Consider the following 21,208-nt stretch of genomic DNA (forward strand, 5'->3'; position numbering starts at 1 on the left):
GGCACCCTGAGCATTTCGGTCCGCAACCAGTATCTGCGCCCTGGAGGCGCCAATGCCCAACGAAGTACCATCGAGTTCTACCGACCTCAGTCGGCGGGATCTCCTTTGCGGCGGCGCAGGCATAGCGGCGGCTGGCACGCTTCCGCTCCAGTCCTTGGCGCAGCCCGCCACCGTTCCCCCTCACAACAGCACAAGGAGCCGACGCATGAATTATGTCACGACGCGGGATGGCGTTGAGATTTTCTACAAGGATTGGGGCCCGAAATCGGCCCAGCCGCTGGTCTTTCACCATGGCTGGCCACTGAGCTCGGACGACTGGGACGCCCAGATGCTGTTCTTTCTGGCACAAGGGTTCCGGGTCGTCGCTCACGACCGGCGCGGACACGGCCGTTCGAGCCAGGTCAGTGAGGGACATGACATGGACCACTACGCGGCCGACGCCGCGGCCGTCGTCGACCATCTCGACCTACGCAATGCGGTGCATATTGGACACTCCACCGGAGGCGGCGAGGCCACGCGCTACGTCGCGCGCCATGGCAGGAGCCGTACCGCTAAACTCGTTCTCATCGGCGCAGTCCCGCCGATCATGGTCAAGACCGATCGGAACCCCGGCGGCCTTCCGATCGAAGTCTTCGATGGCCTTCGGAAGAGTCTCGCTGCCAATCGCAGCAAGTTCTACACCGATCTCGCAGCGGGGCCGTTCTACGGATTCAATCGCTCCGGGGTCGAGACGGATGCCAGCATCATCCAGAACTGGTGGCGCCAGGGCATGATGGGAGCCGCCAACGCTCACTACGAAGGCATCAAGGCCTTCTCCGAGACCGATTTCACCGAGGATCTCAAGGTCATCGAGGCTCCGGCTCTCGTCATGCATGGCGATGATGATCAGATCGTCCCGATCGGCGACAGCGCCCCGCTTTCGGCCAAGCTCCTGAAGCGGGCGACCCTGACGATCTACAACAAGTTCCCGCACGGCATGGCGACCACCCATGCGGACACGATCAACAGGGACATCCTTGCCTTCGTCCGAGGGTGACGCTCACGGACGAGGCGGCTGGCGAAGCCGCCTCGTCATGCTTGCCGTCCGCCGATCAGCTTCGGCGGCTCGGACGCTGGTGGGTGAGCCATCGCATAGGGAAGCTGCGGCCTGCGAACCGACCGTTCGCTGAAAACTTCTGGAACCCGTCGATCGAGGCCCTCGAAACCCATGTCAGAGATCCAAAAAGACCGTCAAATTCTGGCCGGGGTTGCTGTGCCGGATACCGAACTGGTAGCCAGCGCTCTCGCTTATGCCCGCCGAGCCTGCGAGCCTTACCTGTACAACCACGTTGTGCGCTCCTGGCTTTTCGCGGCTCGCCTAGGGCAGCTTCGGAATATCCATCATGATGAGGAAGTCGTCGCTGTGGGGACGCTCCTGCACGATGTCACGCTGAACGAGCGCTTCAACGGGCCGCGACGGTTCGAGGTCGAGGGCGCCGATCTCGCGCGAAGCTTTGCCCGAGAGGGCGGTGTCGACGAGCGTCGTGCTCAGTTGATTTGGGACAGCGTAGCCCTCAACTCAACACCGTCGATCGGCCTCTACAAGGAGACTGAGGTTGCGCTCTGCACGGCAGGCATCTGCCTCGATGTCGTCGGACTGCAATACGACGCGCTCCCGCCGGACGAGGTCCAGAAAATCCTCCTGGCCTATCCGAGGCTCGGGATGAAGCGGCTGATGACGCAGTGCTTCTGCCACATCGCCGGAACCCGTCCTGAAACCACCTACGACAATTTCGTGCGTGATTTCGGCGAGCGGCTCGTTGCGGGCTACCGAACGCCGTCATCGGTCGATTTTGTCGAGCGCGCGCCGTTCGATGAGTGACATGCCGGGCAGGAAGCGAGGATATCAAGGAGACGGCGGATGAAGATCGTTGTGGTAGGCGGGACCGGCATGATCGGGTCCAAGCTCGTCGATGCGCTGGCCGGCGGTAGTCACGAAATCGAAATCGCCTCGCCATCGCGCGGCGTCGATACGGTCACCGGAGAAGGCCTGGCCGAGGCGCTGTCCGGCGCGCAGGTAGTCGTGGACGTTTCCAACTCTCCGACCTTCGATCGGGACGTCGCGCTCGCCTTCTTCGAGTCCTCCGGACGGAACCTGCTCGCTGCCGAGGAGGCCGCCAGCGTCCGGCATCACGTCGTTCTCTCTGCCGTTGGGACCGATCGGCTGCCCGATAGCGGGTATTTCCGAGCCAAGATGATGCAGGAGGTGATCGTGAGAAGCGCAAACGTGCCCTATACGATCGTGAGGTCGACGCCCTTCTTTGAATACATCAACGGAATCGTCGAGGCCGACGCGGAAGGAGATTCGCTTCACATTTCGCCGGCCCTGCTCCAGCCCATCGCAGGCGACGATGTCGCGCTAGCGCTGCGCGACGTCGTCCTCGGGCGCGCGAACAACCGCGAACTTGGAAATCGCTGGCCCGGACCGCTTTCGGCTCGACGAAATCGCTCGTGATATACTGGCTGCGAACGAGGACCCGCGGCCGATCGTGGCCGATGCTAAAGCGCTCTATTTTGGAGCGGTATTGCGTGACGACACCCTCGTGCCTCGTGATCATCAGCTCATCGCGGCGCCAACACGCTTCGAGGATTGGCTGCGACTGTACGTGACACAATCGCTGGACCCAGCCAACTAAAGCAGTGTGCCTGCGGGCATCTACGCAGCGAAGTTCGGCTTTTACTCCGTGCAGTTTTCCGGGAGCGTGAAGTCAGAGGTGCGTCACCGCGACGGGAATGACGCGAGCGTCGGCGCCAACGACTCATTGCAAACTCGGCGCTGTTCGAGCAGGCGCAACGGTGGCGACCCGGACGACCTGGTGGGACTGCTGATCGAGCTGCGTCCTCTCGCCAATTTGGCGAACACGTTCTGCAATACGCTGGTCGTCGCGTTTTCTGTCTGCCTTGCTCATCTTTCCTAAGATGGCGGCCGTGGAAATGTCCGTCTGGCATCACTCCGCGCAAATGCATGGTCCTCAGGTGAATGCGAAATTTGATCCGATAGATCCGTAAGACGTCGCGCTACAAGATAGCGTGGTATTGATACCCGACCCGCCAGTTCAATAAATTCGGCGCCAAAGAGGTCAAGACAGATTCTGGATATCTATAAAAATCGGCGTCCAAGGCTCGATTAAATCAAAATTTCATGCCTGTGACGGCTCGTGTACAACTTATACATATGTTTATACTAGCGATCGTATAAATTACTAGCGATCGTATAAATTAGGTTTTGCAGATTAAGACCTAACCTCCGGCATAGTTCTAAAATCATTTACATTCGCCAAAGTGGTTCCGCGGAACAGACATCCGTCACCTGGTAAGGCCATGATTAGCATTGGGGGCCAAGATGAGCATACAGATCCACATCCCAGAACCTGGGCAGGAGTCGCGAGGCGCCGCCGATCAGTCGTTGCAGGCGATGGCGCGCCTATTGGCGGTCGCGGGGCATGATCTCAAGCAACCAATTCAGATTGCAATGCTGTCGATCGCCCTAGCGGCCGGAAAGAACACCTCGGCACCTGTCAGATCAAGAAAGCCCTGCCAGACATGGTCGAGAAGGCGACACATCCTGAGCTCAAGCGCGGCTTCGAAACGCACTTGCGCGAGACCGAGGGACAGATCACTCGCCTGAAGGAAGTCTTCCGTCTGCATGGGGTCGAGGAGAAGGGTGTCACCTGTCCCGCGATCGACGGCATCCTGGAAGAAGCCAACGATGTTGCCGGCGAGGTCGAAGACAAGCAGGTGCTTGATGCTGCGCTGATTGCCGCGGCCCAGGCGGTGGAGCATTACGAGATCACGCGATACGGCACGCTTGTCGCGTGGGCAAAGCAGCTCGGTCGGATCGACTGCGCGTCGCTGCTGAAGCAGAACCTCGATGAGGAGTTCTCGACTGACAAAAAGCTCACGAAACTGGCGACGGACGGTATCAATCGTCAGGCCGCCTGAGAGCCTTAGCTCATCGGGTCGGAACGCTTGATCGCTGCCGCGTGACCTTGAATCTTGCGGATTGTGCCGGAACGCGGGATGCCGTGGCGATACCCGCGGATCTCGACACGGTCGGGGCGCTCCCTGGCGACGATCGCCTTCAAGAGATGAGGCAATGCCGTCGTGACGGTTATCGTCAGCAATAGGTGGCTCGCATCGTTGCGACGAGCCTCTGGCTCCGCGCGCGAGGCGAGCCAATAAACCGAGCAGAGCGGAAGGAGGAGCCGCTCATCGGCGAGACGGGTGAGGACCTTCGCCAGGAATTCGACGCGGCGGTCAGTATGCTTGGCAATCGTCCTGGCGATGTGTCGATCGATCGAGAAAGCTCTGAGCCGCCACCGTTTCATCGTGCGTAGCCTGCTGGGGACCTGGCTGAAACGAGGCAGATCAGTAATTGTTCAAAGTGGTGCAGCAAAGCTGACGGGAGAGCCCGAGCATCTTCGACAAATGGATACGAGGGCGTGACATCCCGGCCTGGCATTCAATTGGAAAGTTGTGCCCTTCTCTCGCGCCATGCCGCGGAGGTTTGCGGCTTGACGAAAATTGCGACGATATCCGAGCGGCACTTCTTCAGCTTCGCTTCCACACGTTCCACGCAGTCTTCGATATCGGCTGTCGACCGGTCGTCCTTGAACTCCAGGCTCAGTGCTACGACGATCTGATCGGGGCCGAGATGAACTGTGGTCATGTCGTTGACGCGCTCGACGTCGGGGGCGCCACTGACCGCCGCCATGATCTCGTGCTGCACATGCGGCAGTGCGCCTTTTCCTATCAGCAACGCCTTGCTTTCGCGCGCAAGCAGCATCGCGGTGGCCGCGAGGATGACTCCGATCAGGATCGAGGCGACGCCGTCTCGTTCCGGCCTGTCGAAATAGGCGGCGGCCGTGAGGCCAAGAAAGGCGAAGAACAGCCCCAGCAGCGCTGTAGTGTCCTCGAACAATACCGTGAAGACGCAGGGATCCTTGCACTGCCGAACGGCGGCAAAGTCGCTCAGCGAACCTTTTGCCGCGCGAAATTCCTTCAGTGCGCTTGCCTCGTATCGCATCCACGCTCAGCTTTTGCGATCAGCAGCGTCCGCTCCGCGGAAGCCGATGGGCATCGGTGACCCCTCCGTCGTGTCGCGTTCCGTCTGCCGCTCAGCCTCTGCATTCAATTCAGCACCAATCAGAACGATGGTCGCTGAAAGCCACATCCAAGTCAGAAGCCCGATGACCACCCCCACCGCGCCGTAAGTCTTGTTGTAGTCTTCGAAGTTCGCGACATACCATGAGAACAGCATTGAACCTGCTAGCCAGGCGATGGCAGCAAAGAGTGCGCCCGGACTGACCCATTTCCATTGGGCATCATCCCGGCTTGGGCCCAGACGATATAAAATGGCCAGGGCAATGATCAGCACGGCGAACAGCACCGGCCAGCGGCCAATCGATATGAGCCACGCGCTCGCGGCACCGAGATAGACGAAATTCAGGATGACCGGGATCGCCGCCACGGCGCCCAAGGCGATCAACAGAAAGGCCAGGATGCCGGCGGTGAAAGCGAGCGAAATCGCATTAAGCTTGAGGAAGCCCCGCTTTTCGTCTTCGCCGTAAGCAACGTTCAGCGCATCAAAGAGAGCTTTGACGCCAGCATTGGCACTCCATAGGGCTGCGCCAAGGCTGATCAGGAAGGCGAAGCCGAGCGTGGTGGTACCTCCCGCGCTGATGCGAGAAACCTGATCCGCCAGAAAGTCCGTTGCTCCGCTCGGAAGAAAGGCGTTGAACATAGCGAGTTGGCCGCCGATCGAAACCGGATCAGCAACAAGCCCATATAGCGAAACAAACGCCGTCAGTGCAGGAAAAAGCGCGAGAAGACCGTAGAATGTGACACCCGCGGCGACGGCAAGAACCCGGTCTCGATCGACTTCCGCGTATGCCCGTCTGGTAATTTCCCACCAGCCGCGTGGCGGAATCTCTGTTGGCGTTGAAGCTAACGCTCCGGCCCCCGAACGATTCGCAGACTTCGCTGCAAACCTTCGTTCGCGAGCGTCAGGGCGATGTCCGCCGAATGCCAAGTGAAGGGCTATGGACAACCCGATGGAACCAGATACCAGCGCCAGCCATTCGCGCCAGCCAAACACGATCCGATATTCCCCAGGGCGCTCAGTCTTCATTATCGAGCTGCCGACGAAGTTCATTGTCTGCTGAACCCAGAAGGGCCTCGGCCATTCTGGAGGGCAAATCCGGAAACTCCTCCAGTATTTCCATTTCAGGTACGCCAGACGAGCGGGCTGCGCGCAGGGCATCTTTCGCCAGTTGCTCAAAGCCGGCTTGCGCTCCGCCCTCAATGGAGGTCTCGGAGGAAACGTTCTCCGCTATCCACCTCTCGATAAAAGCGACGCCCCGCTCTGACATCGATCACTCCAGGGACTACCTTCACGATCAACTCGGCCGTGTGCTGATGGTTCGACCTGTCGCCCGGCGATCGCGGATCAAACAGGGAAGGCGCGGCGTTGGTTCAGCGATGCTGCATTTTCTCACCGACGGAGAGTGATCAATGGCCGACGAGACCAAACAGGAGCCTCAGGAACGGGAGGCGAAGGCACAACTGAGGAAAGTGAACCGCAACCTTGCCGCGACCGCGACTGAAAACACCAACGAGCGCAACAAGGAACTGACGGCGAACCTCAAGGAGTTCGGAATCGATACTGACCGCATGACAGAGGCAGCCAACGAACGGGTCGGAGACCTCCAGCAGATGCTGATGGACGAAGTTCGCGCTCGGCCGATGCTGGCGTTGTGCTGGGCCGCAACGATCGGTTTATTTGTCGGCTTCCTGGCGGCGCGCTGATCATGCTCGGCGCAGGGTTCTCGGCATTGGTGGCCTCGATCTCCGACATGATCGCAATCTGCAGGTCAGCGTCGGACTGCTTCATCTTCCCGGCCTCGATCAGGCGGGGATAGACGCGCTTGCGCTGTGCGACCTCACGGGCGGCGGCGCGCTGCTTGTCTCGCGCGGTGAAGCGGTCAGCCATGGCGGCGCCCCCGAATCCTGTCGCGCAATGGAACTGTGACATTCCTCTGGCATTGAACATCATGAGCGTTCTGCGTCGGCGTTCTGCCACCAGCGCGCGCCATTGAGACTTTCCTCGCCCTCAAATTCACGGGGGAAACCGCCATGGCGTTCATTTTCGACGAGCATACTGCCCCTGATTTCGAACACGGGGGCTTGAGCATCCGGTTCTGCATGGTGAACGGCGACGAACGAGCCACCTGCCAGATCGGATGCGAAACGCTGCGCGAGCTTGGCCCGGATGAGGTCGAAACCGACCAAGAGTGGCTGGATCGGTTTTTCCTATACCGAGGCCCCATAGTCACCGCTGCTGCTCGCCTTCTCGCGAGGGGGGCGCATAAGGGCGGCACGGTCATACAGATCTTGCGGGCCAACATGGCGTGAGAGTCAGCCATGGCGGCGGGCCGCCCGAACGGGCGTCTCCCTGACAGCGCTTGCGGGGGTAATGCACCGGCGCTTGATGAAGGAAGACTTGAGCATCGCGCTATCGCTGACGCGATCGGAGCGCGCATTGAAGGTTTGCCTTCTTCTTCCACCACCCCGGAATGAGGCCCCATCGCGCCTTGCGGAGCCGATGCGGTGGAGGCGCGCGCGGACGAGCTGACGACCGGCATGATCTGTGAGCCGCCGGGCGTTTTCCCGCAGCGCTCGGCGAGCGCCTGCCCCGCGAAGGCGACGAGCTGCGCCAGTTCTCGGCGCGCCGGCTCCTCGCGCAGGATCACGAGCGCTTCGTCTGCCGCAATGGCCATCCGGGCTATTCTCGCGCGTTCTGTTCCTGCATTGGATCGTTGCCGGGCTCGACCGTTGTCGGTTCCGTTGGAGAGGCGACGTGCCCGGCTGGCGCCGCGACGGCTTCCTACAAGGTCGCAATCGGCGGCACCCAACCGGATCCCGCGAAAGCGTGTTAAAGCGCTTGGACCTCAATGAGGTCGGGAGCAGGTCGAAATCTCTGCAGTTTGAACCAGGCCTCTGGCAGCCCAGCTTGCTCGATCATCAGCCGTCCGAGGCCTACCTTGTCGTCCGGTGCCTGCCTGTACCAAGCCTCCAGCCGGTCAACATTCGCCGTGATACCGATCGCCTCGGCCATTTGTTCGGCATCGCGCCTGACTGCCGAGTTGGGCAGAACGGCGCGCAAAAAGAGCAAATGCCTCGATAGATCAGAAGTTGCATGGTCGGAGCTCGGCATAGCTTTGAGAACTTCAGAGTAAAGCGCTTCCCAAAACTCACCGGCGCCCGGGAGCACGAGTTCGAACGGCACAATCGTCAAATGCTCCAAGTCGTTATCGAGCGCCGCGACCTGAAGCCGTAGCCGTGCCGGCAATGCTTCGGCGGGAGCGAACTGCCAAACCCGATCAACCAGATAACGCTCCAGGTGACGCAACTCGTGAGCTTCAATTCGATGGTCGAGCTCGCCACTGACTACGACATGAGCGGCTCGCGCATTGGGATCGACCTTGGCAAATGAGCGGTTCCAAACATCGAGGAACCCCGCTTCGCTGGGAATGGGTCGACGTATTCTGACAAGGTAGCCTGATTGCTCCTCAATATCTTTAGCAAGAGTCCGGGCCTCTTGGCTGACTCTAAGACTGGAATCGATCCGCACCCGTCATCCCCTACCGCGCGCGACCGCCGCGCTCCGAGGCATTGATAGGGCCGAAGCAAGAGATGGTCGAGCCGGCCACCATGTGCCGTCTATCGCCTCGATCCCCGCCAGTATCCCGCCACTTGTAGGAGCCGATCTCGGTCGCAAGTTCGCGGCCGGCCGCCAACTCGGCGTTCTCGAGCGACGATAGCTTGAAGTTGAGGCCGATGGGGTGTCGCGGCCGATGGGCTTGGACACTGACAATGCCAGGCCGTGCAAAACTGGCAGGGCTTCGCGATCGGTCCCCCTGGCTCGACAGCCGTCACAGAGGCATCACCCAATGTGCGCCCGGAGATCGAGTTCATGCCTTTGGAGAATGCGGCGGCGGCCTATCAGCGAATGAAATCGGGCGAGGCCAAATTTCGCGTGGTTCCGACGATGGTGATCCTCAACGCTGGTCGGCTAGCGCCAGAGGCGGACCTTTGCATTGACCCCGAAAGTGGAATTTGGACCGAGGCAGTGGCACGGCTGACAGGCCGATTTCAAGCAAAAGGCGCGATGTTCAGCTGTGGCGTGTGTCGGGCGAGAACACACCAGCCTTACGCGGGGCAGCGGTGGGCCGCTCGATCGAGAGTGTCATTTCCGGCGCCTCCTGCCCCAAGTGCAGATCGACGAGGCTGGCATCCAGCGCCCTGTCGGCGGCGGTCCGGCGGTAGTTGAAACGCAGGTAGTCGTTCCAGGTGGGTGTACGGAACGTCTCGGTCCAAATGGCCGTATCGTGCAGATTGCGTGTCAGAATCCATCGGCGTGCGCCGTTGCGCCCCTGGGCGCGCCGGCGCTGTAGCATCAGGGCGAGGAACGGCTCAACCTTATCGGCTGCGATCCGGTATTCGATTTTCACCGCGATCGGTCCGCTTCTCGGCTTCAAGTCGAGGCTGATTGCAGGCGCCTCGAAGTGATTCGGTGTCGACACATCTGCGTCCTTGCGTTGATGGATGGGCAGGATCAAACCAAGAATGGCGACGCCGAGAGACGCGGCGGTCGACCCCTGCAAGGCGACACTCAGGGAATAGCTCTCGGTGACCATGCCCCAGAGCCAGCTCCCGACGGCGAGCCCGCATGAAGTGAGAGCGTAATAGAGCGAGATCGTCCGGCCGACGACCCAGCGGGGACTTGCCCATTGCACGCTGATGCTCAAGCCCGACCATCCCAGGACCCATCCGGCACCGCCGAGTATCAGCGCCGCCACGGCGACGGCAGCGGTTTGCGTCAGCGAGAGGCTGATCGTGCAGGTCGCGCAGGCGACACAAGCCAGCTTCAACAGCTGTTCGTCAGACAATTTTCGCCTGAGTGCCGTCGAGGTCAGGCCTGCCAGCAGCGCCCCTGCGCCGAAGCCGGCCATGAGGACGCCATAGGCGACGGCTCCCAATTTCAGCTGATCGCGAACCACCAGCGGAAGAAGGGCGAGGATGGCGATGCCCGCAAGGCCGAACAGGAAGCCGCGCGTCAGCGCCGTCTTGATCTCCGCCGACAGCGACGTGAAGCGAACGCCATCGGAGATCGCCGTCAGCATCGCTTCGGGCGGCAGCCTCGATACGGGCACTTTCCATTTGGACCGCCACACCACGATCAGCGGCGCGAAATGGCCGAGGGTGTACAGGCAAAAGGCGGTCAAGGGCCCGAAGGTCGCGAGAATGATGCCGCCGAGCGCCGGACCCACGCTGCGGACGGTGTTGAACCCGACGGATGTCAGCGTCACCGCCGCGGCAAGATCGTCTCGATCAACGATGTCGCCCACCGATGCCTGCCAGGCCGGGTCATTGAAGGCGATGCAGCATCCTGCGAGGAAGCTGAAGAACAGAATGATCCAGGGATTGATCAATCCGACCGCCACGAGGACCGTCAGTGTGGCGGCGGTCAGGGCCATCAGGGAGCGCGCGATCAGCATCACTCTGCGACGATTGAAGTTATCGACGATAGCGCCGGCAAAAATCGAAAGGATGAAGGCGGGCAGGTTCGTCGCGGCCTGAACCAGTGCGACCATCATGCTGGACGGTGTGATGGTCGCCATCAGCCAGCTCATGGCGATAGTCTGGATCAGCCATCCCAATCCGGAGATCAGCCCGGCAAGCCAGATCGCCCGGAAAGTGACGTTTCTGAGCGGCGCAAACGGCCCAGTTGCCGCCACGGGCTTTCGCACATCCATAACCGGCTTATTTCCGACGTCTGTTGATGGGGCGCCGGTTGATTCCGAGCGTGACGCCGAATTCTTATGTCACGACCTCTGTTTGGAAAGCGTCATTTCCGTCTCCTGCTCATTACCGGAAAGCGGAGGTCGAGAACGCATAAAGGCGCCCCGCGGCAGATGTCTCGGGTAAGACAATCTTGCCGGCCTAGCGCTATAAGCGGAAGTTGGCGCTTTGCCCGACAGCGGACACTCTTCAACCTAGGCGAAGGACGCCCTGGATCGAGCGGCGCACCGTATAGCGGGCGTTTAGGCTCCGTTGCGGGCGTCACCGGATCTCTGCCAGCCGGGTGTCCTGCGATAACACCAGGCACCTGTGCGGCTCGAAATCAGCGCCCATCGGCCAAATCCAGCTTTCGAAGATCGTCAGCATCGGCGCCTGGTAGCGCTCGAACCATTGGCGCTGGCACAGCACGAACTTGGTCGCGGCCACGACGCTTTCGCGATCGATGAGGCATAGCGCCACGATGTCGGGATGGGCGTCGAGAAAATGCTGCACGGCGACCATGAGTGTCGGGTAGCCAGGGTGCAGCATGTCGTCGAGCACGATCAGGCCGCCCTCGGCCAGGCAGGCGGTGGCGAGCGCGAGATCCTTCGCCAGAGCAGCGCGCGAGTGTTCGCCATCGATATGGATGAGCCGCAGGCGCTCGCCCCGCGCGTGCGCGATGAGATCCGCCGGCGTCATCGTGCCGCTGTCGGCTTTCACGGTGACGCGGCGCTCTGGGCCGATACCATGGCGTGCCGCGTTCGCCTCAAATCGCTCTTGCACGCCGGCATCCGGCCACTCGAAAAGGTCGACCGCCAGTGCGACCTCGCCTGGTTCCAGCGCATGAGCGAGTGCGATCAGGAAGCGGCCCTCGAAGGCGCCGATCTCCGCGATCGGTCCGCTCACGCCCTGTTCAGTCTGAAGCCGCAACAGCCGGGCGCATATCGCAGCGGCGAAGCGCGAGGACATGCCGGGAACTCGGTCGTATCCGTCCTCGAGGTAGGCAGAGACGGCGGGATGGGCCGGGCTAGGATCGGCGCTCATCGAAATCCTCCGCATACCGTTTGGCGCCAACTCCGGACATTGAGAGCTTGCCTCAAACCAGACATCAGTATCGCAATTGGGCCACGGGGGCTGCTCCATTCCGCGTCCCTGTTGCACGGGTCGAGCGAAAAATTTCGATGAAGTGGCCGTGGAACTGGCGCGGCGCGACAACGAGGCTCCGGCATTGGAGCGGATCGCCGTCGCCGTCGATCTCGGTCGCCAGGCATCCCGCTTCCCGCGCGATGATCACGCCGGCCGCCAGATCCCAGAGATCGAGCCTGGCGCCGGAGGTCCAGAAGCCGTCGAAGCGGCCTTCGGCGACATAGGCGATTTCCAGTGCTGCCGAGCCGGGACTTCGGATGCCAGAGACCCGCGGCATGATCGCGGCCATCTCACGGGCGGCCCTTTCGGTGTCGCCCTTGCCGTTATAGGGGAAGCAGGTTCCGACGACCGCATGGGCGAGGGACTTGCGGCCAGAGCCGCTTAGCCGCCTGTCGCCGAGATAGGCGCCTTGTCCGGCCGCGGCCCAGAACATCTCGCCGCTCAGGGGATTGTAGGTCACGCCGGCGGTCACCTCATCGCCCTCCATCAGGGCGAGCGAGGCCGAGAATTGCGGGATGCCGTGCAGGAAGTTGTTGGTGCCATCGAGCGGATCGATGATGATCCTGAGCCCATTGCCGGCATCGGGGGAAGCCGCGCCTTCCTCGCCGAGCACCGCGACCTCGGGCGGCTTTTCGTTGAGATGGGCGACGATCAATCGCTCGGATTCAATGTCGGCGGCAGAGACGAAGTCGGACGGGCCCTTTTCCAGGATAGGCAGCGCGGAGAGGCGCGCGAAGTTTTCGGCCGGCGACTCGCCGCCGATGCGCGCGGCCTCCTTCATGGCATCGACGATCTCGCTGCGGGTTCGGGGCTTATCGTGCATGATGGTAACCTGGCAGGAATCGATGGGCTCACCGGTGGGTTCACGCCGCCGGCACGATCCCGGCTCGCGGAACCGCGATCCGGCGCAGCGCCGCCTGGTGCAATTCTGCATTGGCCGCTGCCAGGCAGTGCCCGCTTGAATGCAGCGTCAGCGGGGCGCCGTCCCAGTCGGTGATGACGCCGCCGGCATTGGTGATGACCGGGACATGGGCGAGGACGTCGTGCGGGGTGGTGAAGCGGTCGATCGCGATGTCGATCCCGCCTGAGGCGAGCCGCCCATAGGAATAGCAGCTGCCGCCATAGACACACCAATGGACGGACGAGCGCAGCGCCTGGAAGACCGGAAGGCTCTCGGGATCGTAGAGCTCGATATTGCTGGTCGACAGGACGGATTGCGCGAGGAGCTTGCGGCCGGAAGCTGCCGGTTCGCAATGGGAGACGTTTCGGAGATCATGGACAATCGGCGCGGCCCGCGCAGGTCGGTCCGTCGGGCTCGGTCGAGACGTCGTCAATGGCTGGCCACCGCATGGTCTCATCGTAGCACAGCGGTAGCGCTTGGCTGCCCGGCCCTCCGCATTCGACGAGACGGGTCGCGATCGGAACAATAGGTGTGCGGCGCTGTTCGAGGTGGATCACTGCAACGCTGGAGGATCCCATGGCGACCGAACCCAAGAAACTCGACGACCTCTTTCTCGATACCCTCAAGGATATTTACTACGCCGAGAAACAAATCCTTAAGGCGCTGCCGAAAATGGCGAAGGCCGCAACGTCCCCTGACCTCAAGAACGCCTTCGCGAAGCACTGCGACGAAACCGAAACCCATGTCGAGCGCCTCGGAGAGGTTTTCGAACTCATCGGCAAGGCACCGCGCGGCAAGACCTGCGATGCCATCCTCGGCATCATCGAGGAAGGCAAGGGCATCATGGAGGAGTTCGAGGGAAGCCCCGCGCTGGATGCCGGCCTGATCGCCGCGGCCCAAGCCGTCGAGCACTATGAGATGTCCCGCTACGGAACCTTGAAGGCCTGGGCGCAACAGCTCGGGCACAAGGATGCAGTCATGCTGTTCGAGCAGACGCTGGGCGAGGAGACCAAGACCGATCAACTGCTCTCCAAGCTCGGCATTTCCGGCAGCAACAAGAGGGCAGCTTGACGTGACGGCGCCCCGGTCGCTCGGCCGGGGCGCCTTTCGGGGAAGACCTCAATGGGCAGCTCGATCGAGCATCTGATTCACAAGGGCAACAAGGCCTCGCTGTTCACGCGCGTCGCTCAAGCCGTCGCGACCTGGACCGGGAAACCCCTGACGTTCTTCGTCGCGGTCAGCTTGATCGTCGTCTGGGCCGTGTCGGGGCCGATCTTCAACTTCAACGATACGTGGCAACTCGTCATCAACACCTCGACGACGATCATCACCTTTCTGATGGTCTTCATCATCCAGAACAGCCAGAACCGCGACACGGCTGCGATGCAGATCAAGCTCGACGAGCTCATCATCCGGCTCGAGGGCGCCCGGGAAGAGCTTCTGGATCTCGAGGAACTGGACGAGGCGGACCTGTCCGAGATCCGCAAGGACTTTTGCGGCCGCGCTTCAACCGCTCGGGAAAAGTCGGCCCGCATGAAAACACGGCGCTAGGCAGCCGCCCATTCCGGGCGGCGGGTGACAATGAGGCGTCCAGCAAGAACGACGGCGAGAGAATGTTGTGCCGTATCGGTCGAGCCTCGACTGGCTGAACTTCCTGCTGGCTGATCTCCGCGGCGGCCTGGGGCCTTACGTCAACGTCTTCCTGCTCACCGAGGTCGGTTGGGACCAGGCGACGATCGGGACCCTGCTGACCGCGAGCGGTCTGATCGGCATTGCCTTTCACGCCCCGATCGGTGGCCTGATCGATGCGACCCGGGCCAAGCGCGGCCTGATTGTGGGGGGAGCCTGGGCCTTGGCGGCCTTGGGCGGAGCAATTGCGATCTATCCGACGCTCACGATCGTTTTCCTCGCCGATGTCGGCATGGCGTTGCTCGGTGCCGTGTTCGCACCGACAGTCGCGGCGATCACGTTGGGGCTTTCCGGCTCCCCGGGCATCGCCACGCAACTCGGGCGCAATGCCGCCTTCGACCGTTTCGGCAACCTGTTCATTGCCGCGGTAGCCGCGGTGGTAGGCACCCAATTCGGACAGCGCGGCGTGTTCTACATGCTGCCGCTGTTCGCCGCGCTGACGACCACCGCCGTACTCTCGATCCCGGCCAACGCCATCGATCATCAGCGCGCTCGGGGCCTCGATGAAACCCGGCTCGGGACGGGCCAGCCGTCCCCATGGCGGCGCTTGTTCGCCGAGCGGCCCTTTGCCGTGCTGGCGATCGGCACGACGCTGTTCCATTTCGCCAATGCGCCAATGCTGGCTCTCGCCAGCCAGAAGCTTGCCTTGGAGGCCCGAGGGTTCGAGTCCGCCGTGACGTCGGCGGCGATCATCGTCGCCCAGCTCGCGACGATCCCGATGGCGTTCCTCGTCATGCGCGCCAACCTGATCGGCGGCAAGCCGCTGCTCATCCTGGCATTCGCCGCCCTCCCGCTGCGCGGCATCCTGTTCGCCATGGTCGACGATCCCTACTGGATGATCGCCTTCCAGATCCTCGATGGGGTCGGGGCCGGGTTGTTTGACGTGCTCCTGCCGCTCGTCCTCTATGGCGCCGTCCTGGGCAGCGGTCGCTACAACATGGCGCGCGGTATCATCGGGACCATTCAAGGCATCGGCGGCGCATCGAGCTACGTATTCGCCGGCAGCCTCGTCGTGTGGGGCGGATATGCTGTCGCCTTTGCGGTGCTGGCCGGGGTCGGGCTCGCCGCCCTCCTTTTGATGCTCACGGCCATGCCAGAGACGGTGCCCCGAGACCGGGTGGCAACCCCTCTTGGCGGGACCTGACCCCGAACTTTCGGGGCTGGTCGGCGTTGTTAACTCGCCCGCATTCGTGGGGCGTTGTCCGCTTGGAGACGGAGGATGCGAATCGCGCAAGTGGCGCCGCTGGCTGAGTCGGTTCCTCCGCGGATGTACGGGGGGACGGAACGCGTCGCCTCATGGCTCACCGAGGAGCTCGTTAGGCAAGGACATCAGGTCACCCTGTTCGCTTCGGGCGATTCCCAAACCTCGGCCAAGCTGGTTGCCTGCGCGCCCCAGGGCCTGCGGCTGGCTGGCATTCGCGATCATACGGCCAGCCACCTCGCCATGCTCGCCAAGGTCCGTGAGCGGCAGGCGTCATTCGACATCATCCATTTCCACCTCGACCTGCTTCAGCACGCCATGTTCACGGACCTTGCCCAGAAATGCGTGACGACGCTGCACGGTCGCCTGGATCTCCCCGACTTCCTGCCGGTCTATCAGACCTTTCCGCGGATGCCGCTGATATCGATTTCCGAGGGCCAGCGGATACCGATGCCTGCGGGGGTGAACTGGCTGGCAACGGTCTACCATGGCCTGGGGCCGGGCCTGTGTCCGTTCAACGCGCGGGGAGGGGAGTATCTCGCGTTCCTCGGACGGATCACGCCCGAGAAACGGCCGGACCGCGCGATCGAGATCGCCAAGCGCGCCGGACTGCCGCTTCGGATCGCGGCAAAGGTCGATCCGGTCGATGAGGAGTATTTTCGGAGCCGAATAGAGCCGTTGCTGAACGATCCGCTGATCGAGTTTATCGGGGAGATCGACGAGGCGCAAAAGGCGCCGTTCCTCGCCGGCGCCCGGGCCCTGCTATTTCCGATCGACTGGCCCGAGCCGTTTGGGCTCGTCATGATCGAAGCGATGTCGGCGGGAACTCCGGTCATCGCCTGGCGCAACGGTTCAGTGCCCGAAATCGTCGAGGACGGCGTATCCGGGATCATCGTCGACTCGATCGCTGAGGCCGTTGCCGCCTCCCAACGCAGTGCCGCCATGGACCGGTTTCGCGTGCGAGCCCATTTCGAACGCAATTTTACCGCTGCCCGGATGGCCCGTGACTATCTGACGGCATTCGACCGCTTGCTGGGCTTGCCGCAGGATTCTCGCCGGGCCGCAGAATAGACGCAGAACCATGAGCCTATCGGCCGGACAAGCCGCATGACCTCCGGCGAGGAGAGCTTCGGATGCATGAACAGGACCTTCCCCCAAAGCCGCCCGGGATTGCGGCACCGCAGGAGCGTTCGACCGATCATGCGCTTGATGCGCATCCCTCGCTCGTCGAGCGCCCGCTTCGCACCTTGAAATCCGGCGACGTCTTCGCGGTTCTCGACAACTATGGTGACATCGGCATCACCCCCGACACCTCCGAGGGGCTGTTCAGCAACGACACCAGGCATCTTTCGCGGCTGCAACTGTTCTTCGAGGACACGCGCCCCCTGATTCTCGGTTCCGTGATCCAGAGCGACAATACCGCCTTGACGGTGGATCTCGCCAATCCCGAGATCACGCGTGAGGACGGTTCAACCTTGATTCCGCGGGACGCGATCGCGATCGAGCGGACGAAATTCCTCTGGAACTCGGTCTGTTACGAGCGGGTCGGGTTGCGCAACTTCGATCGGGTTTCGCACGAATTCACCTTGTCATTGTCGTTCGGAGCGGATTTTCGCGATCTCTTCGAGGTTCGAGGGATGAAGCGCGCCCGTCGCGGCGAGACGGAAACCCATGTTTCCTCGGGGGCGGCGCGCTTCGCCTATCGTGGTCTCGACGATAGGGTCAGAAGAACGGTCCTGCGCTTCAAACCCAAGCCGTGCCAATTGAGGAACGGGTTCGCCTCGTTCGGATTTCGCCTCGAGCCCGGCGAACGAACCTCGCTGCTCGTCACCGTCGCCTGCGATCTGATCGATGTGTCGGAGTGCGACGATCATCTCCTCATGAGCGCGCCCGGCGTACCGCCGAAGGATTTTTCCAGAGCTTACCAGGATGCCCGCCGGGGCCTTCGCGCGCTGACGGCCAGCATATCCAAGGTGGGTTCGTCGAATACCCTTTTTACGGATCTGATGAGCCGATCGACCTCGGACCTGTACACGCTGATGACGCGCGGGCCGGACGGGCTTTACCCCTACGCCGGCATTCCGTGGTTCTCGACGATGTTCGGGCGCGACGGGATCATCACGGCGATGATGCTGTTGTGGGCCGATCCGGCGGTCGCCCGTGGTGTCCTGCTGCAATTGGCGAGGACACAGGCGGTCGCCTGCGATCCCGTCGCCGACGCCCAACCCGGGAAAATCCTGCACGAATGCCGAAGTGGCGAGATGGCCAATCTCGGGGAGGTTCCGTTCGGGTTCTACTATGGCTCGGTGGACGCCACGCCGCTCTTCGTCATGCTGGCGGGTCAGTATTTCGATCGCACCGGCGATCTCCCCATGATCGAGCGGCTCTGGGGAAACATCGAGGCCGCTCTCCTCTGGTGCGAGACGTTCGGCGACCGCGACGGCGACGGGTTCATCGAATATTACCGCGAAACGGAAAACGGGCTCGCCAACCAGGGCTGGAAGGACAGTCACGATTCGATTTCCCATGCCGATGGAGCTCTCGCCCGAGGCCCGATCGCTCTCGTCGAGGTACAGGCCTATGTCTATGCCGCCAAGCAGGCCGGGGCGACGATGGCGCGAGCTCTGGGGCTGGGCGCACGCGCCGACAACCTTACGCGGCAAGCTTCAATCTTGCGGGAGCGTTTCGACCGAACCTTCTGGTGTGAGGAAATCGGCTCCTACGCACTGGCTCTCGACGGTGATAAGCGTCCCTGTCTGGTTCGCTCCTCGAATGCCGGACATGCGCTGTTCGGGGGCATTGCCTGTCCCGAACGCGCCGCCCGGGTCGCTCAAACCCTGATGAGCGAAGGCAGCTTCAGCGGCTGGGGCATCCGCACGCTGAATGTAGGTGAGGTACGCTACAATCCGATGTCCTATCACAATGGCTCGGTGTGGCCGCATGACAATGCACTGATTGCTCTGGGCTTCGGCCGTTATGGCTTCCAGCTCGAGGCGGCGCGATTGTTCGAGGCCATCTTCAACGTGGCGACCCACGAGGATCAGCAGCGCTTGCCGGAGCTGTTCTGTGGCTTTCTGAGGAAGCCACGACGGGGGCCGACTGCCTATCCGGTGGCCTGTTCCCCTCAGGCCTGGGCCGCGGCGGCTCCGTTCGCGATGCTGGCGGCATGCCTCGGACTGCAACTTCCGGCCGCGGCAAACGAGATCAAGCTGGTCGATCCCGTTCTGCCGTCATTTCTCGATGACCTGATCATTCGCGGTTTAACGCTGGGTGCCTCGCAATTCGATCTGCGCGTCCATCGCCATCAAAGCGACGTCACGATCAACGTCCTGAAGCGTTGGCACGATAGCAACGCGCAGCTCACCATGATCAAAACCAAATAGGACCCGCGGGTGAGCCGGCTCCGAGGGCAAGGAACAGCGCATGGCCGCGCAGGGACTGGTTCATGGACCGCTGGACAAGAGCTGCCTTCATCTGTGCGTCGACATGCAACGGCTGTTCGGACGTGGCTATCCCTGGGCGGTACCCTGGCTCGAAAAGGTTCTGCCCGCGATCGAAGCCTTATGCGCTCGGCATCCGGACCGCACCGTCTTCACCCGCTTCATCCCGGCGGTTCGGGCGGGAGAGGGACGCGGGACCTGGGCTCGTTACTATCGACGATGGGCTTCCGTTACCCTGGAGCGTATCGGCGACGATGCCGTTCGCCTTGTGCCGGCCCTCGAACGTTTCGCCCCGCCGGCGCGCATTCTCGACAAATCGGTTTATTCACCCTGGACGGAAGGGCGGCTCGATCGATTGTTGGCGGGATCCGGCGTCGACACCGTGATCATCTCCGGCGGAGAGACCGATGTCTGCGTTCTCGCAACTTTTCTCGGGGCCGTCGATCGCGGCCTGCGCGTCATTCTCGTGACCGACGCTCTGTGCAGTTCGTCGGACGAGACCCACGACGCGCTGATGGAGCTGTATCTCTCGCGATTCAGCGAACAGGTCGAGGTAGCGCGGACCGAGGAAATCCTCGACGGCTGGCGATAGCGGAGGAGCCGTGACCGGAGCCGCTGACCATCACGCGAAGATCGCCACCTTCAACGTCAACGGCGTGAATGGGCGGCTTCCGGTGCTCTTGCGCTGGCTCGGAGAAGCCAAACCGGATGTGGTGTGCCTCCAGGAACTGAAATGCGGGGACGAGCGCTTCCCTGCACGCGAGGTCGAGAAGGCTGGTTATGGCGCCATCTGGCACGGCCAAAAGAGCTGGAACGGCGTCGCCATCCTGGCACGGGGTCGCGACCCCATCCTGACCCGTCAGGGACTTCCCGGGGATCCCGACGACACGCACAGCCGCTACATCGAGGCCGCCGTCGACGGGGTGCTGATCGGGTGTCTCTATCTTCCGAACGGCAATCCCGTCCCCGGCCCGAAGTTCGACTACAAACTGCGCTGGTGCCGTCGACTGCAAGCCTATGCGAGCGAACTGCTTGGGTTCAAGATTCCCATCGTGCTCGCGGGCGACTTCAACGTGATCCCAACCGATCTTGACGTCTACAAGCCGGAGCGGTGGCGCGATGACGCCCTGTTCCGTCCGGAAGTGAAGCAGGCCTTCCGAACCCTGATCGAAGGGGGCTGGATCGACGCGCTACGCAGGCTGCATCCGGACGAGCGCATCTATACGTTCTGGGATTATTTCCGAAACACCTGGAGCCGAGACGCCGGGCTCCGGATCGACCACCTGCTGATCTCTCCAGTCCTTGCGAGCCGCCTCATCGCCGCTGCCGTCGACCGACATGTGCGCAGTTGGACCAAGGCAAGTGATCACGCCCCGGTCTGGATCGAACTAGCGCGGTGACGTGCGAACTTTGGTCAGGCCGTTGAGAATTCAGAGCACGCGGAAGCCTTTGGAGCACGCCGCATCGCCGTCGGAAACTGCCGCCGGTCTCAGCCAAGACCGCGTCGATCTCATCGTCGCCCACCGGAAAGGGATCAGGTCCAGGCGAGCCCAGCGGCTCGACTGCTGATATCATGGTTCATGTCCTCGAACGCTGGAACAAAAAAAGAACGAACTCGCCTTGGAGTCAAGCGCTGATCGCAGGGGATCACGATGCCAGCTCCCGCCAGTCCGGCTCGACTTCGACATCGCGATCCTTGTCGATCTCGAAGCCTTTGATCTGGTGCTCCCTGTCGACGGGTTCATCGGTGACGGGATCCGGTGCAGAAACACCTGCTGAAGCTGATCGCTTCGAAGAAGCGCCGGAAGGGTACGAGGGTTTCGGCCAGCCGTGAAGACGGCAGGCCCGCCAATATGGTCAATCTGTTCGACGCTCTGAAGAAGAGCCTGCAAGCCGATAAATCTCTGAGAAGCTGAAACTCGGCGGAACAGAATCGGCGTTCTGATCGTT

Annotated in this window: 23 protein-coding genes and 2 pseudogenes; 15 read left to right on the forward strand and 10 right to left on the reverse strand. The window is 62.1% G+C overall.

Annotated features, from left to right (window positions below; all coding sequences use genetic code 11):
- Positions 1–205: 205 nt before the first annotated feature.
- The 5 genes and pseudogenes from FQV39_RS27785 to FQV39_RS27805 form a co-directional block, all read left to right on the forward strand.
- Positions 206–1,036, forward strand: a complete 831-nt coding sequence (locus FQV39_RS27785) for an alpha/beta fold hydrolase (protein WP_149133243.1) — start codon at positions 206–208, stop codon at positions 1,034–1,036.
- Between the two features lie 171 nt (positions 1,037–1,207).
- Positions 1,208–1,861, forward strand: a complete 654-nt coding sequence (locus FQV39_RS27790) for an HD domain-containing protein (protein WP_149133244.1) — start codon at positions 1,208–1,210, stop codon at positions 1,859–1,861.
- A gap of 39 nt (positions 1,862–1,900) precedes the next feature.
- A pseudogene (locus FQV39_RS27795) lies at positions 1,901–2,675 on the forward strand (SDR family oxidoreductase).
- Positions 2,676–2,753: 78 nt separating this feature from the next.
- Positions 2,754–2,957, forward strand: a complete 204-nt coding sequence (locus FQV39_RS27800; protein ID WP_149133245.1) for a hypothetical protein — start codon at positions 2,754–2,756, stop codon at positions 2,955–2,957.
- Between the two features lie 601 nt (positions 2,958–3,558).
- Positions 3,559–3,981 (forward strand): annotated as a pseudogene (locus FQV39_RS27805) (YciE/YciF ferroxidase family protein); the annotation flags it as partial.
- A gap of 5 nt (positions 3,982–3,986) precedes the next feature.
- Here the strand turns inward: FQV39_RS27805 and FQV39_RS27810 are convergent.
- The 4 genes from FQV39_RS27810 to FQV39_RS27825 form a co-directional block, all read right to left on the reverse strand.
- Positions 3,987–4,367, reverse strand: a complete 381-nt coding sequence (locus FQV39_RS27810; protein WP_149133247.1) for a phosphatase PAP2 family protein — start codon at positions 4,365–4,367, stop codon at positions 3,987–3,989.
- 134 nt (positions 4,368–4,501) lie between these two features.
- A complete protein-coding gene (locus FQV39_RS27815) occupies positions 4,502–5,065 on the reverse strand; it encodes a cation diffusion facilitator family transporter (protein ID WP_149133248.1) in 564 nt (187 codons plus the stop codon).
- 6 nt (positions 5,066–5,071) lie between these two features.
- Entirely contained in the window at positions 5,072–6,169 is a 1,098-nt protein-coding gene (locus FQV39_RS27820) for a YihY/virulence factor BrkB family protein (RefSeq protein ID WP_187640083.1), read from the reverse strand.
- Complete coding sequence (locus tag FQV39_RS27825; protein WP_149133250.1) at positions 6,159–6,410, reverse strand: DUF768 domain-containing protein; 252 nt, start codon at positions 6,408–6,410, stop codon at positions 6,159–6,161. The genes FQV39_RS27820 and FQV39_RS27825 overlap by 11 nt, the downstream gene beginning before the upstream one ends.
- Before the next feature lie 142 nt (positions 6,411–6,552).
- Here FQV39_RS27825 and FQV39_RS33340 point away from each other — a divergent pair, with 142 nt between their 5' ends.
- Positions 6,553–6,846 carry a hypothetical protein gene (locus FQV39_RS33340; protein ID WP_187640084.1) on the forward strand — a complete coding sequence of 98 codons (294 nt, stop codon included), beginning with the start codon at positions 6,553–6,555 and terminating at the stop codon, positions 6,844–6,846.
- A 243-nt stretch (positions 6,847–7,089) separates the two neighbouring features.
- Here FQV39_RS33340 and FQV39_RS33880 read toward each other — a convergent pair whose 3' ends face one another.
- The gene (locus FQV39_RS33880) at positions 7,090–7,329 is read right to left on the reverse strand and encodes a hypothetical protein (RefSeq protein WP_248313511.1); all 240 of its coding nucleotides are present in this window, start codon (positions 7,327–7,329) and stop codon (positions 7,090–7,092) included.
- On the opposite strand from FQV39_RS33880, the gene FQV39_RS34465 reads away from it, so the two are divergent.
- Positions 7,243–7,452, forward strand: coding sequence for a hypothetical protein (locus FQV39_RS34465; RefSeq protein WP_472840664.1), 210 nt, complete (start codon positions 7,243–7,245; stop codon positions 7,450–7,452). The two genes, FQV39_RS33880 and FQV39_RS34465, sit on opposite strands and share 87 nt — an antisense overlap.
- Before the next feature lie 520 nt (positions 7,453–7,972).
- Here FQV39_RS34465 and FQV39_RS27840 read toward each other — a convergent pair.
- The 5 genes from FQV39_RS27840 to FQV39_RS27860 form a co-directional block, all read right to left on the reverse strand.
- Positions 7,973–8,671 (reverse strand): hypothetical protein, encoded by a 699-nt coding sequence (locus tag FQV39_RS27840; RefSeq protein WP_149133253.1) that lies wholly within the window; start codon positions 8,669–8,671, stop codon positions 7,973–7,975.
- Positions 8,672–9,212: 541 nt separating this feature from the next.
- Positions 9,213–10,856 (reverse strand): MFS transporter, encoded by a 1,644-nt coding sequence (locus FQV39_RS27845; protein WP_149133254.1) that lies wholly within the window; start codon positions 10,854–10,856, stop codon positions 9,213–9,215.
- 307 nt (positions 10,857–11,163) lie between these two features.
- A complete protein-coding gene (locus tag FQV39_RS27850; RefSeq protein WP_187640085.1) occupies positions 11,164–11,925 on the reverse strand; it encodes a class I SAM-dependent methyltransferase in 762 nt (253 codons plus the stop codon).
- Between the two features lie 64 nt (positions 11,926–11,989).
- Positions 11,990–12,850 (reverse strand): inositol monophosphatase family protein, encoded by an 861-nt coding sequence (locus tag FQV39_RS27855; protein WP_187640086.1) that lies wholly within the window; start codon positions 12,848–12,850, stop codon positions 11,990–11,992.
- Positions 12,851–12,890: 40 nt separating this feature from the next.
- Positions 12,891–13,361: an inositol monophosphatase family protein gene (locus FQV39_RS27860; RefSeq protein WP_187640087.1), complete on the reverse strand. Its 471-nt coding sequence runs from the start codon at positions 13,359–13,361 to the stop codon at positions 12,891–12,893.
- 143 nt (positions 13,362–13,504) lie between these two features.
- Between FQV39_RS27860 and FQV39_RS27865 the strand changes: the two genes are divergently transcribed.
- The 8 genes from FQV39_RS27865 (at position 13,505) to FQV39_RS27900 (ending at position 21,092) form a co-directional block, all read left to right on the forward strand.
- Positions 13,505–13,999: a YciE/YciF ferroxidase family protein gene (locus FQV39_RS27865; protein ID WP_149133258.1), complete on the forward strand. Its 495-nt coding sequence runs from the start codon at positions 13,505–13,507 to the stop codon at positions 13,997–13,999.
- A gap of 51 nt (positions 14,000–14,050) precedes the next feature.
- Complete coding sequence (locus FQV39_RS27870; protein WP_149133259.1) at positions 14,051–14,479, forward strand: low affinity iron permease family protein; 429 nt, start codon at positions 14,051–14,053, stop codon at positions 14,477–14,479.
- A 67-nt stretch (positions 14,480–14,546) separates the two neighbouring features.
- On the forward strand, positions 14,547–15,761 hold the full coding sequence (locus FQV39_RS27875; protein WP_149133260.1) for an MFS transporter: 1,215 nt from the start codon (positions 14,547–14,549) through the stop codon (positions 15,759–15,761).
- 75 nt (positions 15,762–15,836) lie between these two features.
- Positions 15,837–16,889 (forward strand): glycosyltransferase family 4 protein, encoded by a 1,053-nt coding sequence (locus tag FQV39_RS27880; protein ID WP_149133261.1) that lies wholly within the window; start codon positions 15,837–15,839, stop codon positions 16,887–16,889.
- A 62-nt stretch (positions 16,890–16,951) separates the two neighbouring features.
- Complete coding sequence (locus FQV39_RS27885) at positions 16,952–19,201, forward strand: amylo-alpha-1,6-glucosidase (RefSeq protein WP_149133262.1); 2,250 nt, start codon at positions 16,952–16,954, stop codon at positions 19,199–19,201.
- A gap of 40 nt (positions 19,202–19,241) precedes the next feature.
- Positions 19,242–19,850, forward strand: a complete 609-nt coding sequence (locus tag FQV39_RS27890; protein ID WP_248313162.1) for a cysteine hydrolase family protein — start codon at positions 19,242–19,244, stop codon at positions 19,848–19,850.
- A gap of 10 nt (positions 19,851–19,860) precedes the next feature.
- Positions 19,861–20,658, forward strand: coding sequence for an exodeoxyribonuclease III (gene xth, locus FQV39_RS27895; RefSeq protein WP_149133263.1), 798 nt, complete (start codon positions 19,861–19,863; stop codon positions 20,656–20,658).
- 173 nt (positions 20,659–20,831) lie between these two features.
- Entirely contained in the window at positions 20,832–21,092 is a 261-nt protein-coding gene (locus FQV39_RS27900; protein ID WP_149133264.1) for a hypothetical protein, read from the forward strand.
- Positions 21,093–21,208: the final 116 nt, after the last annotated feature.

It is taken from the genome of Bosea sp. F3-2, assembly GCF_008253865.1.
GTDB lineage: Bacteria > Pseudomonadota > Alphaproteobacteria > Rhizobiales > Beijerinckiaceae > Allobosea.